An 18080-nucleotide genomic window follows, 5' to 3' on the forward strand; every position below is an offset into this window, starting at 1 on the left:
TGTGACGGGCTGAAGGTTCTGAGGCCGCTTCGCGGAATCAGGTCCATCAGACCGGCGCAGTGGCCAACAAGCGAAGCGCGTTAGCTTCGATTTGGTGACACAGAATTTTGAACACCCTCTACTGAAATATTTATGGTAGCTATCAACAAGGCAGTCACTACAGCACCAACTATGAGATGAGGCCTTGAAATTTCTATTGCCTCACCACACTCCCTACAGCGTATACTTCTAACCATAAAAAATTTTTGCCACTTGGATAGAGCTAGATGTTTACACTCAGGGCATTTGAGGCTCCACATCTTAAACTACCCCTTAAAAACCATTAAGACCCAATCAGTCTGGCAACAAAATAAACACCACCAATCAGCAAAGCCGATACCAAAAAAATGCCTAAATTAAGCCAGCCGTTGTGTAGCTTCTTTGGCACATAATGACCCTTAATAACTGAAAACAAACCGACAGCTCCGGCAGCAATGATTGTCAAAGCATGTACAACTGGATCAGCCACCAAAATCATGGACAATACAATTGCAATAAGTGATAAGAATGATACCGGATTATAAACTCTTTTCATCGCACCCTTCCACAATCAGCGCTCACTCATAAAAAAATTTTCAAAACCATTCCAGATTATAAACGGGCACCAATTACTTTACAGATTCAAACAATATTGTTTCTTCTCGGGTAATCGTGTAGGTCACTGATCGACAAAATGTTATTTACGCCAACAACAAATGGAAAGTCGAATGGCGATTGTTGCGGCAATAGAGGCACTGGCGGAGGTGGCGGCAACTCCCCACCTACAACATTCCCTATTTCTAAGCTATCAATCTCTCTAATTCCAGAAAATTGAGAATTTTCTTTCATTAATATATTCATAAAAACCCCCATATTAAATTAAACGATAACAATTTTAAATCTTCTCTGAAACCCTTTAATACCCAATCAGCCAGGCAACAAAATAAACGCAACTAGCCATCAATACTGAAATCAAAAAAAAACCTAAGTTAAGCCAGCTATTGTGTGGTTTTTTTGAGATGTAATAACTTTTAAAAATTGAAGAAAGACCGATAGCTCCGGCAGCAATAATTATCAAGCCATGCATTAATGGGTCACGCACTAGAATCATAGACAACACAATTGCAATGATTGAAATAAACCCTACCGTGTTGAAAATATTTTCAATTTTTTGCACAATTAAAAGCCTCTCTACTTAACTAATGAAAAGTAAAGCCTCAGAAATAATTGAGGCTTTACTTAGTTAAAGTGCTTAACAGAGCATAAGATCGGACTTAATACGACTTTATTACTCTACAGCCACAATCGTTAGCTTCCAATTTCGTAGGCAACATATCCGATAATCCCACCTATGACGGCTCCCGCTACAGCGCCAGCAACCCCAGCCCACCTTCCTATAGAGGCTCCTCTAAGGGCACCCGTGGTCGCACCCGCAACTGCCCCACCAGCTGTGGCACCACCTCTTGCGGCATTTTCAGGTGGAGGGGGTGGCGGTGGCGGCGGCGTCCCACCATTAACTGACAAATGAGATACGCGGTAATACCAGTATCTCTCCGTGGAGGCGATCGGTTTGATGAGCAATGGCTTGCTGGCGAAATAACCCTGAGTCCATTTCAATTCCTTGTTGGCTAAACGATATCCATCGTTCATTTTTTCTTACATGACTAAATTCACTCCGTTATTAATACAGCGGCTTTTGATGAAAGTTCAGTCAACAGCAGCATTATTATGAAAAATTTTAAAATTATCAATAAATTTGATATACCAACAACACTTTGCTTTAATCAAAAATCACTCCACCTATCCAGATAATTCAGAAGTTGCCACTTCACATTTTTTATTTCAGACGTTAAGCAGGAAACCCGCATGCCAGAATCCTTCCTGAAAAGTTACCAATCACTGTCTTTCCGCACCGCTCTGCTTTTTTCAGCACTGACTCTGACCGCCTGCGGTGGCGGCAGTTCTTCACCGGCGACCAACCCGCCTGTGCCCCCGGTGCCTCCGGCGGGTGGCGGCGCCAGCAATTCGGCGCCTACAGCACAGATTAACGAGCCCTTTACGGTCCGGGCCATTGTCGGTGGTCAGACCATTGAGCTTGAGGGCGAGGCCAGTGACCCGGAAGATGGCAATTTGACCGGTTCTGCCCTGCGCTGGAACAGCGACCTTGAGGGCGAGCTTGGCGAGGGCGCGGTGATTACCACGGTGCTGTCTTTTGAGGGGGAGCACGACATCGCCCTGACCGCAACGGACAGTGGCGGCAGTGCGGATACCGCCAACACCAATATTCTGGTGCTGGAGGAAAACGCGGTGCTGGAAGCCCTGCTGCTGGGCACCGGTCCGCTGATACCGCAAAACGCATCGTTCTGCCCGTTTCCGGGTGTGGTTTCCGCCTTCCCTTCGGGTACCGCAATTCGCATTGTGGTGTCGGATACCCTGACGGAAGCGCAGCGGGCGGATATCGAGAACAACCTGCCACTGGTGGCCGAAGCCTCCAACGGCGCGTTAAGTGCCACCATGGTTTCCACTGCGAATATTGACCCACTGCCAGCGGCCAACGAGGTTACGGTGACCGTGGGCACACCGCCGGCAAACCTGGGCTGCCTGCCCCAGGGTTGCACCATTTTGACGTTCAATGGCCCCGGGGTGATCACCGCCGCCCGGGTGGTGTTGCCGGATAATCAGTTATCCCAGGGCTTTGCCCACGATGTGATCGGCCACGGCATTTTCGGGCTGTGTCATATCGACGGCAACCAGATTGGCAACCCCAGAAACTCGCTGATGTCGTTTGGGGACGATATCTTTACCAGCTCTATTTCCGGCACCCTGACCGGTATCGACTCACTGGTGATTGGCCGTTACTTTGCCTCGGGGTTACAGCCTGGCGCCACCCGGCAGGATTTGGTGAATGCTGGGTTGTTGAGTCCGTGAGCCCGACCGGTGGATTACATCGCTTCGCGGCTAATCCACCCTACAGAAACGGGCAGTACGGCAGAAAATGGACAGAGATCACTGAGGCCTGGCACTAACCGGGTATAGATAGCTCAATCATCTTCCAGAAAATTATGGCTTAACGCCTCCTGCACCCTGCCTTGAAAACGATCCGCTTTGTTGGCAAAAAACATCACTGTCATGCAGAACGCCAGCACTCCGTACAGCAACATAAAGCTGGCGCTGTGAATACCCACCAGGTCCACCCCCAAACCAAACAAAATGGGCAACGTACAGCCACCCAGTGCACCTATGGCCGACACCAGGCCACCCACCACGCCCATCTGCTGCGGGTAGTAATCGTGAATGGTTTTATACACGCTGGCGCGACCAAAACCCTGGGCAATGCCGATCACAAACATCAAACCGGTAAACAGCCAAAGACCCACTTCAATGCTTAAATTCACATCCCCTTTTACCCCGTGAATGGTCATGGTGGTGGGTGGGTAACTGAGGAAAAACAAACACACCAGGCACACCCAAAACACACTCCAGTTCACCGTGCGCCCACCGTAGCGGTCGGCAAACCAGCCCCCCAGTGCGCGCACCAGGCTGGAGGTAGCCACAAAAAACAAAGTAAACGCCATGGCCTGTGAAAAACTCAGCTCATAGACTTCGCGGTAATAGGTGGGCAGCCATAAAATCAGCGCCAAAAAGCTGCCGAACACAAAGTAGTAATACAGGCAAAAGCGCCACACCCGCAGTTGTTTTAACGGCGCCAGCGACAAGCTCTGTTCCCGGCTTGCCCGATGAACATGGCGGGGTATGGCAGGCGCAAACAAAACAAACAGCAGAGCCATCAGCAACAGCCCGGCACCATACGCCGGGCCCAGACCCTGCCAGCCCCACTGTCCCACAACCAGCGGGGCCAGTGCCAGAGTAATGGCAGCTCCGGCATTGCCCGCACCGAAGATACCCAAAGCCGTACCCTGGCGACTGCGATCAAACCAGTCCGTCACATAGCGCACGCCCAAAGTGAAAGACACGCCGCTGATTCCCAGCCACAAACCCAACCAGATATAACCGCTGTAAGAACTCACCTGCGGCAGCAAAAACAGCGCAGGTGCCACCAGCAGCATTTGCCAGAAAAGCAGAATTTTGGCGCTGTACTTTTCCGACAAAAAACCGGCGGGAATACGCATCAGTGCGCCGGTGACGATGGGTGCCGATAACAACAGTCCCAGCTTTGTGGAACTCAACTGCAAGCGCTCTGCCACCTCGACGCCCAACACCGCATACAGCACCCAAACAGAAAAGTTTGCGGCAAAGGCGATGGTGGCCATGGTCAGTGCCCGATACGCACCGGGAATGTTTTTTTGCACAACATATCCTTTTTGACAGGCGATATATTCGTAGGGTGGATTAGCGTAAGCATAATCCACCACCAGTTCCATGCCCAAAAAGTACCACAGGATACATACCCAAAAATCTCTCTAAAGAGGTACTCCGACAGTCTGCCAATTTGTTAGTTGACACACATCAAAAACGCCCCTCAATGCTTGCCCCACACTGCCCGCAAATACCCGTGACAGTGGCAAGAATCCGTTCTGTTAACGGCAAAAATTTCCAACACTTTCTCCCTGAGGAGAGCATCATGTCCGACCATAAAATCAATCTGGTAAATTTGGGCGACCCCAAAATCAAAACCCTGCACATCACCTGGTTTGCTTTCTTTTTAACCTTTGTGGTGTGGTTTAACCACGCGCCCCTGCTGGCCTTTATGAAAGAGGCTTTTGACCTGACCGGGCAGCAGGTAAAAGCGTTGATGATTCTCAACGTGGCACTCACCATTCCCGCACGGATTGTGATTGGCATACTGGTGGACAAGTTCGGGCCGCGCCACGTGTACAGTGGCCTGCTGCTGATTTCGTCCGTACTCTGTTTGCTGTTTGCCTTTTCAAACAGCTACGAACAACTGGCCATGATGCGCTTTTTAATGGGCTTTGTGGGCGCCGGTTTTGTGATTGGCATTCGTATGGTGGGCGAGTGGTTCCCCCACAAAACCGTGGGTATCGCAGAGGGCATTTACGGCGGCTGGGGCAACTTTGGTTCCGCCGCTGCCGCCATGAGCCTGCCCACCCTGGCACTGGCTTACGGCGGTGAAGACGGCTGGCGCTACGCCCTGGCCACCACCGGTATCATTATCGGTGTGTACTCTTTCTTCTACTACAAAATGGCACGCAACACCCCCAAGGGTTCCACCTACTTCAAGCCGAAGAAATCCGGCGGCCTGGAAGTGACCTCCAAGGGCGATTTTGTCATGTACCTGCTGATGAACATTCCCATGTACCTGGCTCTGGCGGTACTCAGCTGGAAACTGTCTCCCTCTGGTGTCAGCCTGCTCAGCACAACCGCCATGTACGTGATCTGGGCGGTATTGGTAGCGCTGTTTTTCTTCCAGGTGCACTCCATCTGGCAGGTGAACAAAGAGCACCTGACCCAGGGCGTACCGGAGCTGGACAAGTACCACTTTAAAAACGTGGCCATTCTCGACTGGTCTTACTTTGTCACTTTTGGTTCAGAGCTGGCGGTGGTATCCATGCTGCCGCTGTTCTTCCTGGAAACCTTTGAAGGCCTGGACCCGGTGAAAGCAGGTCTGCTGGCCTCCGGCTTCGCCTTTATGAACCTGGTGGCACGGCCCACCGGCGGCTGGTTCTCCGACCGCTTTGGCCGCCGCAAGGCGCTGATGATCCTGATCGGCGGCCTGGCCCTGGGCTACTTTGTACTGAGCCAGGTCACTGGTGCCTGGTGGATCTGGCTGGCGGTGGTTGCCACCATGTGCTGCTCCTTCTTTGTACAGGCCGGTGAAGGCGCGGTGTTTGCCGTGGTACCGCTGATCAAGCGTCGCATGACCGGCCAGATTGCGGGCATGGCAGGCGCCTACGGCAACGTGGGTGCAGTCACCTACCTCACCGTACTGAGCTTTGTGGACTACAGCACCTTCTTTATGGTGATCGGCGCCTCTGCCGTAGTGGTATTCTTTATCGCCATGCGCATGGACGAACCCAAAGGGCAAATCTCTGAAGTGCTGCCGGATGGCACTGTGCAGATGATTGATGTAGGTTAAAAAACAGCACGCCTCTGCGAGGCTACAGGGCGCGCTGCGCGCTTACAGGTAACAGCAGACAGGTGTTCTGGCGCTTTGTAGCGAAGCAACCACCCGGTTAGGATTAGCCGGGTGGTTTCATCTTTGTCATTGCGAGGAGCGTAGCGACGTGGCAATCCAGTGGCTTTATCCGCTCAAAGATTCTGGATTGCTTCGCTGCGCTCGCAATGACGACAACTAGAGTTAAGCGGGTATGTCCAACCAACTAAAACTCGATGCCGCCTTCGCCTCCGTACAGGGGCGCAAGGCCATTAACGAAGACTGCGCGGGAATGCATATTCCCGACGACAGTTACCTGTTGGGCAGCAAGGGGGCGGCACTGGTGGTGGCGGACGGCGTTTCCTCTGCCGAAGCTGGCAAAGAGGCCAGCGATACCGCCGTCAACCGCTTTCTGGATGAATATTTCCAGACACCGGATACCTGGTCCGTCAGTCACTGTGGCGAAAAGGTACTCTCCACCCTCAACCTGCGGCTGTACCGCAAAAGCCATGAATTCACCACCGACAGCAAAGGCTACCTGTGCACCTTCAGCGCGGTGATCATTAAAGGCCGCACCGCCCACTGTTTTCATGTGGGGGATTCGCGCATTTACCGGTACCGCAACAACCAGCTAAAACAACTCACCCACGACCACACTGCCGCCATCGCCGATGGCAAATTTTTCCTCACCCGCGCCCTGGGCATGGACAACCGCCTGGCGTTGGATTACAGCAAAGTGCCCCTGGAAAACGGCGATATCCTGTTGATTACCAGTGATGGTGTTCACGACTTTCTCAATGCAGAAAATCTTGCCGAACACTTGAACAGCGATTGCAACAGCCAGCAACTGGCCGACCAGCTTATTGAACAATCCCTGGCCGCCGACAGCGACGACAACATCAGCTGCGTTATCGCCAAGGTGCTGCAATTGCCTTCTGAAAACATCGACGACTACAACGCCCGCCTCACCCGCCTGCCCTTTCCACCTGAATTGGCACCGGGCATGACCCTGGACGGCTATCGGGTAGAGAAAGAACTGTTCGCCTCCAGCCGCAGCCAGCTCTATCTGGTGCGCGACACAGAAACCGGCGAACAGCTGGCTATGAAAACCCCGTCTCGCAACTTTGAAGACGACACCAGCTACATCGACCGCTTTATTCAGGAAGAATGGATCGGCAAGCGCATCAGCAGCCCTTATGTAGTGAAAATTATTCGCCAGAACCGCCCCCGCACCGCGCTTTACTATTTGATGGAATTTGTGCAGGGCATGGGCCTGGATGACTGGATGGCGCAAAACCACTTCCCCAAGCCCAAGCGCGCCATTGGCCTGATTAAACAAGTGGCAGAGGGACTAAACGCCTTTCACAACAACGAAGCCATTCACCAGGATTTAAAACCTGGCAATATTCTGGTGGCTGATTCTCATGGCGATGGAAAGGACACCGTAAAAATTGTCGACTTCGGTGCCGTCTACGTGGCCGGCGTTGCAGAAATGGCCCGCCCACTGGTGCACGAAGGCGCCCTGGGCACGGCCCATTACGCCGATCCCCAATACCTGCTGGGTAACAACTCCGGCATTCAGGGGGACGTCTATGCCCTGGCTACCATCACCTACGAACTGTTTACCGGTGAGCTGCCCTACGGAGACAAAATCGAAAACTGCAAAAGCGCCTTCGACTACGACCACCTGCGCTACCGCAGTGCCAGCGATTTCAACCCGGTTATTCCCGCCTGGTTTGACGGTGCCCTGAAAAAAGGCGTCAGCTTCGACCTGGAGCAACGCTACGGCACCGTTGAGCAACTGATGCAAGACCTGACCCAACCCAATATAGAATTTTTAAAAGACGACCCGGTAGAAAAACAAAAAGCCAGCTCGTTAATGTTGTGGAAATTATTATCCGGCTTCTGGTTTTTGCTGTTGCTGTTAGTGGTTTACTTGTTTAGCCAGTCTGCATAAGCGCCGGTGCCCTTATGGTGGATTACGCCGCTTCGCGGCTAATCCACCCTACCTGTTGAAGTCTCTATTAAATATTTTTCAAAGCCACTAACATGCTGCACCATGAACGACATGCACAATAAAACGTTGAATTACCCCAAAGCCACACAACTGTTTTGCCAGGGCGAACAACACCCCTGGGTGTATCGCATTGAGCAGGGCTTTGTGATCACTTACGCAATTGATGCCAATGGCAAACAGGGGCTGACTGACCTGTACGGCCCCGGCTGCTGGTTCGGCCCCGGTCTGAGTGATAACCAGGCCATACAAAACGCCAAAACCAAGCCTCATTGCACTTTGCAGCGTTACAGCAGTGACGAGGTATGGCAATTATTGGCCAGCGACCCCGCCCTGGCTCAACAGCTTGTGCAACAGCTCAGTGGCCGGGACCAGCAACTGCGCCAGCGGCTGTTTTTGCAGCAAACCGCCAACCTGACCACCCGGCTTGCACAACTGTTGATGTACCTGTTTAACTACCAGAGCCAACCCTGCAGCCACGGCCACGACCGGGACGTACTGCTGTCCCAGCAGGAAATCGCCGAGATGATTGGCAGCACCCGCCAGAGCGTCAGCCAATTGCTGGCCGAGTGGCGACAACAGGGCTTTATCGACTACTCTCGCGACTTTCTGTGCCTGGAAGACATGGCACGCCTGAAAAAACTCTGCGAATAAGAAGATACTGTCAGCCAGCCGACAGCTTTGGGCTGCGCACTCCATTAGCATGGCAAGCGCTTAAATCATCCTACCAGGAGCACAGCCATGCGAAAGTTAGCCATTGCCGCCTGTTTACTTGCAGGCAGTTTTCACGCCTTTGGCGATGTCACCATTAAAGATACCTACACTGATCTCGTCGATAAAAAAGGCAACATCACCCTGCCGCAAAACTACCGCCAAAACTGGACATTTCTCGGCACCTATTTTGTCAAAGGCGCTGGCGAAAGCATGGCGGAGGGAGGCCCCACTCACGATGTACACACCGTCTACACCCAACCGGACGCCGCTGCCCACTATCGCAAACACGGCAAATTCCCCGATGGCACGGTACTTCTGAAAGACGTAAACGGCACCAAGTCGGAGCCTTTGACTACAGGCCTGGCCAGCTACGAAGACGCTCCCAAAGTGACCTTTATGATGGTTAAAAACACCAAGGGTCGCTTTGCCAGCAATAAAGCCTGGGCCGAAGGCTGGGGTTGGGCACTGTTTAATCCCGGCGACCCAAAAAGCCAAACCAGCAACTGGCAGGGCGAAGGCTTTAACAATTGCTTTGGCTGCCATGTACCGGTTAAAAACCAGGACTGGGTGTACACCCAGGGTTATAAAACGGTTTTGGGCAGGTAATACAACCCCGTCATTGCGAGCGAAGCGCGGCAATCTCCATCCGGTTGCCGCCATTCTCTTTTGCTATTTTGACCGAGATCGCCGCGCTACGCTCGCGATGACGAAGTTCTCAAGCCGCACACCGCCCTCCATTTCGCAATAGCACCCTCACACCTCAAATCTCAAACCACTGGCGGATCAAGATTTAACTTGCCCACCGCCAATGCCACCTGAGTGCGTGAACGCACACCCAGCTTGCGGAAAATCGCCGTCATATGAGCCTTGATGGTGGCTTCGGTAACATCCAGTTCGTAGGCAATCTGTTTGTTAAACAGCCCTTCTGCCAGCATGGTCAACACCAGATATTGCTGCGGCGTCAGGGTGGCGATGGCATCCATAATGCGGGTTTCGTCTTCGTCCGGTGCCGCTCCCTGGCCAATATCGTCAGGCAACCACTGCTGGCCGTTCTGAACCGTTTGAATCGCATTCGCAATCTGCTCCGGGCTGGAAGATTTCGGCAAAAACCCTCTGGCACCAAACTCCATGGCGCGGCGGATAATTTCCGGGCGTTCATCCCCGGAAACCACCAAAACCGGAAAATCCCGGTGGTGGCCTTTCAGGTAAGCCAGCGCGCTAAAACCGTGAGCGCCGGGCATATGCAGATCCAGCAACACCAGGGTAGCATCCGGGTGTTCTGCCAGTGTTGCTTGCAAACTCTGCATACTGTCCGCCTGCAACAATTGCGTGTCGCTATCCAGGTTGTTTAGCAGCTGTGAGATTGCCGCGCGAAATAGCGGATGATCGTCGGCAACGATTGTTTTTTTCATTTTCTACTCACCTTTGATAACAGCAATGCATTTTTCTAACTACCGCCCACCAATCTGGAAGCATGAACTGGGTATTGCTTGATGTGACCGTGGCCAGCATGGACGCTGGCCCCGAGCCCCCAGGGAAGGGTCTACGGCGTGTCACAGCAAGTAATACCCAGTTCATGCCATAGGAGGTGTTAACAGTTTTTGTAACTTCCCCGCCAGGCGCTTTGCGTCCACCGGCTTTAACATTTGTTGGTGCCCGGCCTGTTCAATGCTCTCGGCGACTTCTTCGCTGGCATCTGCGCTGATAACAATGGTCGGCACCCTGGCGTAGTCTTGTGGCAGTTTTGCCAACAACTCAACACCGGTCAGCTTATGTTCCAAATGATAGTCCAGCAGCCACACATGGGGCGGCGGCTGATCGGCTATCAATTGCTCCACCTGGGCGCGGTTCTGGGCACAGTGCACTTCACAACCCCATTGTTTCAGCAGGCTTTCCATGCCCCGCAGAATGTCTTCTTCGTTGTCCACACAGAACACTCGCAACCCTTGCAAATTCACCGCCTGGCGCTCCTCCGGGAGCTTGTGTGCAGGTTCATCTTTTACTTCACCGCGATTCAATTCCACACTGAATACAGAGCCGCTGCCCGGCTCGGAATTTACCTGAATGCGATGTTGCAATAATGTGGCCATGCGCCGGGCAATGGTCAGACCAAGGCCAAGCCCCTTGTCCACCCCCCGGGCTCCGGGGCTGAGGCGCTCAAATTCCTCAAAGATTTTTTCCATGGCTTCGTTGCTGATGCCCGGCCCGGTATCCCACACTTCCACCCTCAGTTTGCCCCGGTATCGGCGGCAACCCAGTAACACCCTGCCCCGCCTGGTGTAGTGAATGGCGTTGCTGAGAAAGTTCTGCAAAATTCGCCGCAGCAAATGCCGATCACTGTTTACCCATACACTACAGGGCACCGAGTGCAATGCTATGCCTTTATTTTCAGCCAACAGGGTAAACTCAATCGCCAACTCGCTGAGTAATTCACCAAGGTTAAAATCTTTGCGCTGGGGGACCAGTTTACCGCTGTCCAGACGGGAAATTTCCCGCAGTGCGGCGATCAAATCTTCCGCAGCTGTGAGCGATTTGTCGATGTACCCCACCTGCTGTTTTACTTCCGTGGCATCGCTGTTATCCGGCAAGTTTTTAAACACCTCCAAAAACAGGCGCGCCGAACTGATGGGCTGCAGCAGGTCGTGGCACGTGGCCTGCATAAAGCGGGTTTTACTGGTGTGTAACTGGTGCAGCTCCACGGTGCGTTCGGCAATGCGTTCTTCCAGGTTTTCTTTGGCCTGCTCCAGCTCATCCAGCACCGCCTGGTAATCGCTGATGTCGGTGTAGGTAGTCACGTAGCCGCCGTTGGGCATGGGGTTGCCCACCACCTGCAAAGTAATGCCGCTGGGCAGAGTGCGCTGTGATCGATGCCGCGACCCGGCACGCAGCTGTTGCAGGCGCTTGTCAATTTCATCCATGGCATTATTGCCGCTACCCAGCAGCCCCTGTTCGGCGTTGTAGCGATACACCTCGCGTATGGGGCAGCCCACGTAGAGCAGGCGCGGCGGATAATCAAACAGCTCCTGATAACGGTGGTTCCAGGCAATAACGCGCAACTCGCGGTCCACCACCATAATGCCCTGGCTGACTGTTTCTACCGTTGCCTGCAACAGTTCGCGACTGAATTGCAGTTGCTGGGATGCCCCGCCCACCAGCGCGGCAATATCCCGCAATTGCAGTTTTTTGGCGCTGCCCAGGCGTTTGATGGTGCTGCGTGCAGAGGCCGCGCCAATAAAACCCGCCAGGGATTGCTCTACCCGGTTAACCACAAACTCCGGAGCCCAATCATCGTCCAGCAGGCGCTGGCGGGCACGTTCTTCGCAATCCCGCCACAATTGATTGCGCTGCTCTGCACTGAGAAACGGGTCGATTACCAAACGCAGCCGGCCGGTTTGAACCGTCGACAACGCCAGCGGTTGCTGCGCCTGCCCGGGCTGAAAATCCAGCCCCACAAACGCATCCGCCTGAGCCATATCCTGTTCACCGGGGCGGCTGAAATATGACACCAGCACCATGATCAGTACATTGGGCAACAGGCTCCACAACACCCCGTGACTCAAAGGGTCGAGAAAGTCCATGCCGAACAATGCCTGTGGACGCAGCCAACCGATAGCGGCGGGGCCCTGAGTCAAAACAGGGTCGTTATTCGCCAGCAACAGCGGCCACAACAAGCAATAAAACCAGGCCAACAACCCCACAGCCAGGCCCAGGTAAACACCGCGGGCATGAATGCGGCGCCAATAAATAGCCGCCACCAGCGCGGGGGCTAGCTGGGCAAAACCCGCAAACGACACCAGGCCAATCCCCGCCAGGCTCTCGTTGCGAATAATCAACTGGTTCACCGCCCAGCCACCCCACATCATGGCCAGAATGCAAATCCGGCGAATCCAGCGCAGGTTGCGCCCCAGCTTTTCCGGGTGAAACCAGCGGCTGCCCCAACGCAATAGCAGCGGCACCAGAATTTCGTTGGAGATCATCACCGACAGGGTAACAACCGCCACAATCACCATGCCGCTGGCCGCCGAAAAACCGCCGATAAATGCCAGTTGGCTCAACAGTGGAAAACCGCTGTCCATGGGCAGGCGCAGCACAAAGGTTTCTGCGGACACATCGCTGCCCATAAAGTAATGATTGCCCACAAAAGTAATGGGCAACACCACCAGAATAATCAGCAACAAATACAGGGGAAACAGCCAGCGGGATTTTGCCAGGTCGCGGCGATCCTGATATTCCACCACCATCACATGAAACTGGCGCGGCAGACAGATAATGGCCAACAGCGCCAACAAACCCATGGTGATGTAGCGGCTGTTAAACGGCCTGTCTGACCAGGCGGCTTCATTGCTGTCAACAATGGCCTGAAAGCCCGAGGGGTTAATGTCCACATCAAAGGCGATTACCAGGGCAAGACCGGCAATTGCCAGCAGAGCAACCAGCTTTACCACCGATTCAAACGCCAGCGCCGACATCATGCCTCGATTGCGCTCCCGGCCCTCCACATGGCGGGTGCCAAAAATCATGGCAAATAGCGCCAACAGCAGCGCTACCATCATCACACTGTCGAATTCATAACCGGCGATGGTGTCACTGGCTATGGGGGTACCCAGCGTGTCCATGGCCAGGGATACCGCTTTCAGCTGCAAGGCGATGTAGGGCAAGGAGCCAATCACCGCAACCAGGGCCACACAGCCCGCCAGAATCTGCCGCTTGCCGTAGCGAGTGCCGATAAAATCGGCAATAGACGTGGTTTTATGGCGCGCCCCGGTCCACACCAGTTTTTGCAAAAAGCTCATGCCAAATACAAACAACAGCGCCGGAGCCAGGTAGATAGGCATGTACCCCCAGGCATCTTCGGCAGCGGTGCCTACCGTGCCAAAGTACGTCCAGGAACTGCAATACACCGCCAGGGTGAGGCTGTAAATATAGGGATGCAAACGGGAAAACCAGCCAACACGACGCTCTGTCCACCAGGCGATGGACACCAGCAGCACCATGTAACTCAGTGCCAATAGCAGTAGAAATGATTGTGTCGTCAAATGATTTTTGTATTCTATTTATTTGAGCTTCAGCATAACAGAAAGCCCATTTACCCACTTTGTGAAAGTCTGGCAGTTATGCGCCCAAAATAGAATGCGACTTTGGTGTAATAGAGCGGTGGTTTAACGGAGCGGTGGCGATCAGCAGTGGGTGGTACTTATCCAGACACGCCGTTAATACGTCCGTGTAGGCTCGGATGCGACATCCTTGTCGCATACGGTCTGGATAAGTACCACCCACTGCTGATCTTCAGATTTGAATTCGGGAGACGTTAAGAACGCCAAATCTGAAAATTAAGATTAGAGGCTGGAAATGCCTTTCCAGATCGTATGCGACAGGACGTCGCATCCGAGCCTACATGGACGTATACACGGCGTATCTGGAAAGGCATTTCCAGCCTCTGATCGCCACCCAGATTGATCAAAAACACCAGCAAAAAAAGGCCGCCCTTTCATTACAAATCAGGGCGGCCAAGCTCAGGTAGGTAATGTGTTAGCAATTAGTGAACATGAGCCTCCCCTGCCCCTTTCGGGTAGCGCAGGCTTTCCACCATATCGCCGATCTCGTCCGGCGTTTTGGCGGTAAAACGTTGCACCACCAAGGCCACTGCAAAGTTCAGCAGCATACCCAGAGTACCAATGCCCTCTGGCGAAACACCAAACCACCAGTGCTCAGCATTGTTCAATTCCGGGTGCACAAACTTGAAATAGATGATGTACGCGGCGGTAAAGATAATACCCACCAGCATACCGGCAATGGCCCCTTCCTTGTTCATGCGCTTGGAGAATATACCCAGAATAATGGCCGGGAAGAAACTGGCCGCTGCCAGGCCAAAGGCAAACGCCACCACCGAGGCCACATAATCCGGCGGGTTAATACCCAAATAGGAGGCCGCTGCCAGCGCTACTGCCGCGGCGATACGGGCGTAACCCAATTCCTGCCGATCACTGATATCAGGCATTAAATTGCGTTTTAGCAGATCGTGGGACACGGATGTGGAAATCACCAGCAACAGCCCCGCCGAGGTAGACAGTGCCGCCGCAATACCACCGGCGGCTACCAGTGCGATCACCCAGTTGGGCAGCTGGGCAATTTCCGGGTTGGCCAATACCATGATGTCGCGGTCGATTTTCATTTCGTTGCGCTCATCACCGGAGTAGAACATACGGCCATCCTGGTTTTTGTCGTCCCAGCTGATCAGGCCGGTTTCCTGCCAGTTGCTCACCCATTGGGGGGTTTCTTCCTGCAAGGTACCCGTACCGTCCGTGCCGTTAATGGTTTCGATCATGTTCACCCGGGCAAAGCTGGCAACAGCGGGAGCCGTGGTATACAGAATGGCGATAAACAACAGAGCCCAACCAGCGGAACGGCGCGCATCGTGTACTTTGGCCACGGTAAAAAAGCGCACAATCACGTGGGGCAAGCCGGCGGTTCCCACCATCAGGGCAGCGGTAATAAAGAACACATCGATGGTACTTTTGTTGCCATCCGTATAGGCGGTAAAGCCCAGTTCTTTCGATAGCCCGTCGAGCTTGTCCAGCAGCGACACACCGGAACCGTCCGCCAGCTCACTGCCAAAACCCAACTGTGGAACCGGATTACCGGTCATCAACAACGAAATAAAAATCGCTGGCACCATATAGGCGAAAATCAGCACGCAGTACTGTGCCACCTGGGTATAGGTAATGCCTTTCATACCGCCGAGTACCGCGTAGAAGAACACGATCACGCCACCGATAATCACCCCCCAGGTCACTTCCACTTCCAGGAAGCGGGAGAACACCACACCCACGCCACGCATTTGCCCGGCGATGTAGGTAAAGCAGATAAAGATGGCGCAAATAACCGCCACCGTGCGCGCCAGCTGGGAATAGTAGCGGTCGCCGATAAAGTCCGGCACGGTAAATTTGCCAAACTTGCGCAGGTAAGGTGCCAGGCACAGCGCCAACAGCACATAACCACCGGTCCAGCCCATCAGGTAAACGGATGCGTCATAACCCAGGAAGGAGATAATCCCCGCCAGGGAAATAAACGATGCCGCCGACATCCAGTCAGCCGCGGTTGCCATACCGTTGGCCACAGCGGGAACACCGCCACCGGCCACGTAAAACTCTTTGGTGGAACCAGCGCGGGCGCGAATGGCAATGCCGATATACAGAGCAAACGACAGTCCAATCAGCAGGTACGTCCAAACTTGAATACTCATTGTTGTCCCCTTATGTATCAGGATTGTCGTCGTCTTCGTGAAGGTCGTATTTGTGATCGAGCTTTTTCATGGCACGGATGTACACAAAAATCAGCGCCACAAATACGTACATGGAACCCTGCTGGGCAAACCAGAAACCGAGTTTGAAGCCCCCCAGGGGAATGGTATTTAACGCATCCACAAACAGGATGCCGAAGCCGTAGGAAACCACAAACCAAATCGCCAGCAATATCAGCATCAGGCGCAGGTTTTCTTTCCAGTAGGCTTTCGATTTTTCACTTGTTACCAAGCTCATAAATCACCTCGTTATCGTTGCTTTTGTTGTTTATTACTTCGTTAAAACCGTCATTGTGAATGACTGTAGGGTGACAGCGTTTCAAAACGCATACTTACCCATAAATTGCAGGCGTTTCAGGTCACCGCTCTGGCCGTTGGCCAGCTCCCGCTCCGCATCGATGTACTCAATTCCAAACGACAGTTTGGGGGTAGGAGAGTAAATCAAATTGACGTTGTAGTTGGAAACGGATTCGGTATTGGCCAGGGAAGCACCATCGGGAATATCCGTATCCGCCATGGCAACCATAAAAGTGCTGCGCAGTTTGTCTGTCCACTTGTGTCGGTAGGCCACATAGCCGCCGGTCTGGTCGATGGTGGAAACACCGCCGTCCACATCGGACGCCGCCGCACGGAACGGCTGCAATGCCAGAAAACGCCCCAGTGGGCCATGGCTTATTTGAAATTTCAGATCATCGCCATTGGCAAATACGTACTTGCCAGCAGCGCTGAAACCAATGCCAAAATCGTCGGCAGAGGTAACACCATTATCAAAACCCACTTCCGTACCCAGCACCGCCAGACCATATGTCAGATTGCCCGCCTTGCCATCGTAGCGCACTATCAGGTCCGGCAGCGTACTGTCATCAAAGTTGGCCCCGGAAATACCGCCACCGGCATCCAGAATACTGCTGGAGGGGTTTTCCAACGCCACTTTTACCGCGCCACCACCGGCCACTTTTTTGCTCCAGCGAATTTGCGATTGGCGGTTAAAAATAACGCCGGAGGTAGGGCCGATAAAATCCACCGCTTCCGGCAGTGCACTGGGGGTCATCAGGGTAGACCAGGTTTGGCCGACCAATAGCGAAGCGTCGTCTGAATAATTCCAGTTCAGGTAAGCATGGCGCACTCGCGCACCGGCAGAATTGGAAATGCGCTCGTTGCCCTCGGCGGTGAGAAAGTCCAGTTCAATATGGCTGTTGATGCTGCCCGCCGCGGTATCAGTGGTGGTTTTAAACCAGAAACGGGAGGTTTTGATGTGGCTGTCCAGACGCGAACCGCCGTTGGTTCCACCAATGGGAATGACCGAAGGCACCAGAATCTCATCGCCAATTCCCGCATTGGCACGCTCGCCGCCGGAATAATTGCTGTACATAAAATCGGATTTGATAAAGCCCCCGTAATTAAATTCGGTACCATTTTTCTTTTCACTTTTTGCCGCTGCATTTTTTGCCGCAGCCGCTTGCTGCTCAACCAACTGTTTTTGCTGCTCACCCTGTTTGGCCAATGCCGCTTTGACCGACGTCAACTCCTGTTCAAGCAGTTTGAGTTTTTCCAGCAGCTCGCTGTTATCATCAGCCAGAGCCGCACCGGAACACAATAATGCGGGCGCCAGCAAAGCTGGAATGCATGCTTTTTTCTTGTTGTTAATGTTCATCACTACCCCTCGTCGTTTGATTACGTGCCGCTATACTTGGGGAAAGCAGCACCCTGTAACCATACGACCTAGGTCGCGAAATAGACTTATAGCTAATTCAAAAAAGCACCACCATTAGACCTTTGTACAATGGCGCTTTGGATCAGCAGCAACGACAGTGAGATTGGGAAAAACTGAAACGCTTATTATTAGGGAACATCTGATTAATTGATAAAGCAGCGCCAATTTCTGCAATTCAAAAATTCAGGTGCTCGTTTTCTCCAAATTTTGCGCAAATAACTCGATATTTACACATTTGTTTGCTTTG

At 53.1% G+C, this 18080-nt stretch carries 14 protein-coding genes; 5 read left to right on the plus strand and 9 right to left on the minus strand.

The features are described 5' to 3' along the window. Positions 1-322 precede the first annotated feature (322 nt). The 3 genes from ACVBEJ_RS14115 to ACVBEJ_RS14125 all read right to left on the minus strand — a co-directional run bounded on the left by ACVBEJ_RS14115 (position 323) and on the right by ACVBEJ_RS14125 (position 1195). Positions 323-574: a hypothetical protein gene (locus ACVBEJ_RS14115; RefSeq protein ID WP_447130283.1), complete on the minus strand. Its 252-nt coding sequence runs from the start codon at positions 572-574 to the stop codon at positions 323-325. 86 nt (positions 575-660) lie between these two features. Continuing rightward, on the minus strand, positions 661-879 hold the full coding sequence (locus ACVBEJ_RS14120) for a hypothetical protein (protein ID WP_447130284.1): 219 nt from the start codon (positions 877-879) through the stop codon (positions 661-663). A gap of 55 nt (positions 880-934) precedes the next feature. After that, on the minus strand, positions 935-1195 hold the full coding sequence (locus ACVBEJ_RS14125; RefSeq protein WP_447130285.1) for a hypothetical protein: 261 nt from the start codon (positions 1193-1195) through the stop codon (positions 935-937). 689 nt (positions 1196-1884) lie between these two features. Between ACVBEJ_RS14125 and ACVBEJ_RS14130 the strand changes: the two genes are divergently transcribed. Next, positions 1885-2946, plus strand: coding sequence for a hypothetical protein (locus ACVBEJ_RS14130; protein WP_447130286.1), 1062 nt, complete (start codon positions 1885-1887; stop codon positions 2944-2946). A gap of 113 nt (positions 2947-3059) precedes the next feature. On the opposite strand, the gene ACVBEJ_RS14135 is transcribed toward ACVBEJ_RS14130, so the two are convergent. Beyond that, complete coding sequence (locus ACVBEJ_RS14135; RefSeq protein ID WP_447130287.1) at positions 3060-4328, minus strand: MFS transporter; 1269 nt, start codon at positions 4326-4328, stop codon at positions 3060-3062. A gap of 272 nt (positions 4329-4600) precedes the next feature. Between ACVBEJ_RS14135 and ACVBEJ_RS14140 the strand changes: the two genes are divergently transcribed. The 4 genes from ACVBEJ_RS14140 (at position 4601) to ACVBEJ_RS14155 (ending at position 9425) form a co-directional block, all read left to right on the plus strand. Then, a complete protein-coding gene (locus ACVBEJ_RS14140; RefSeq protein ID WP_447130288.1) occupies positions 4601-6073 on the plus strand; it encodes a NarK family nitrate/nitrite MFS transporter in 1473 nt (490 codons plus the stop codon). 232 nt (positions 6074-6305) lie between these two features. Continuing rightward, positions 6306-8048, plus strand: a complete 1743-nt coding sequence (locus tag ACVBEJ_RS14145; protein ID WP_447130289.1) for a protein kinase domain-containing protein — start codon at positions 6306-6308, stop codon at positions 8046-8048. Positions 8049-8150: 102 nt separating this feature from the next. Continuing rightward, a complete protein-coding gene (locus tag ACVBEJ_RS14150; protein ID WP_447130290.1) occupies positions 8151-8759 on the plus strand; it encodes a Crp/Fnr family transcriptional regulator in 609 nt (202 codons plus the stop codon). Positions 8760-8846: 87 nt separating this feature from the next. Next, the gene (locus ACVBEJ_RS14155; protein WP_447130291.1) at positions 8847-9425 is read left to right on the plus strand and encodes a cytochrome P460 family protein; all 579 of its coding nucleotides are present in this window, start codon (positions 8847-8849) and stop codon (positions 9423-9425) included. A 161-nt stretch (positions 9426-9586) separates the two neighbouring features. Here the strand turns inward: ACVBEJ_RS14155 and ACVBEJ_RS14160 are convergent, their stop codons facing one another. The 5 genes from ACVBEJ_RS14160 to ACVBEJ_RS14180 all read right to left on the minus strand — a co-directional run bounded on the left by ACVBEJ_RS14160 (position 9587) and on the right by ACVBEJ_RS14180 (position 17773). Continuing rightward, complete coding sequence (locus tag ACVBEJ_RS14160; protein ID WP_447130292.1) at positions 9587-10231, minus strand: response regulator; 645 nt, start codon at positions 10229-10231, stop codon at positions 9587-9589. Between the two features lie 162 nt (positions 10232-10393). Then, entirely contained in the window at positions 10394-13855 is a 3462-nt protein-coding gene (locus tag ACVBEJ_RS14165; RefSeq protein WP_447130293.1) for a hybrid sensor histidine kinase/response regulator, read from the minus strand. 500 nt (positions 13856-14355) lie between these two features. Beyond that, positions 14356-16062: a sodium:solute symporter family protein gene (locus ACVBEJ_RS14170; RefSeq protein ID WP_447130294.1), complete on the minus strand. Its 1707-nt coding sequence runs from the start codon at positions 16060-16062 to the stop codon at positions 14356-14358. Positions 16063-16072: 10 nt separating this feature from the next. After that, positions 16073-16357: a DUF4212 domain-containing protein gene (locus ACVBEJ_RS14175; RefSeq protein WP_447130295.1), complete on the minus strand. Its 285-nt coding sequence runs from the start codon at positions 16355-16357 to the stop codon at positions 16073-16075. Between the two features lie 81 nt (positions 16358-16438). After that, positions 16439-17773 carry a DcaP family trimeric outer membrane transporter gene (locus tag ACVBEJ_RS14180; protein WP_447130296.1) on the minus strand — a complete coding sequence of 445 codons (1335 nt, stop codon included), beginning with the start codon at positions 17771-17773 and terminating at the stop codon, positions 16439-16441. Positions 17774-18080: the final 307 nt, after the last annotated feature.

The sequence above is a fragment of the Porticoccus sp. GXU_MW_L64 genome, assembly GCF_052983295.1.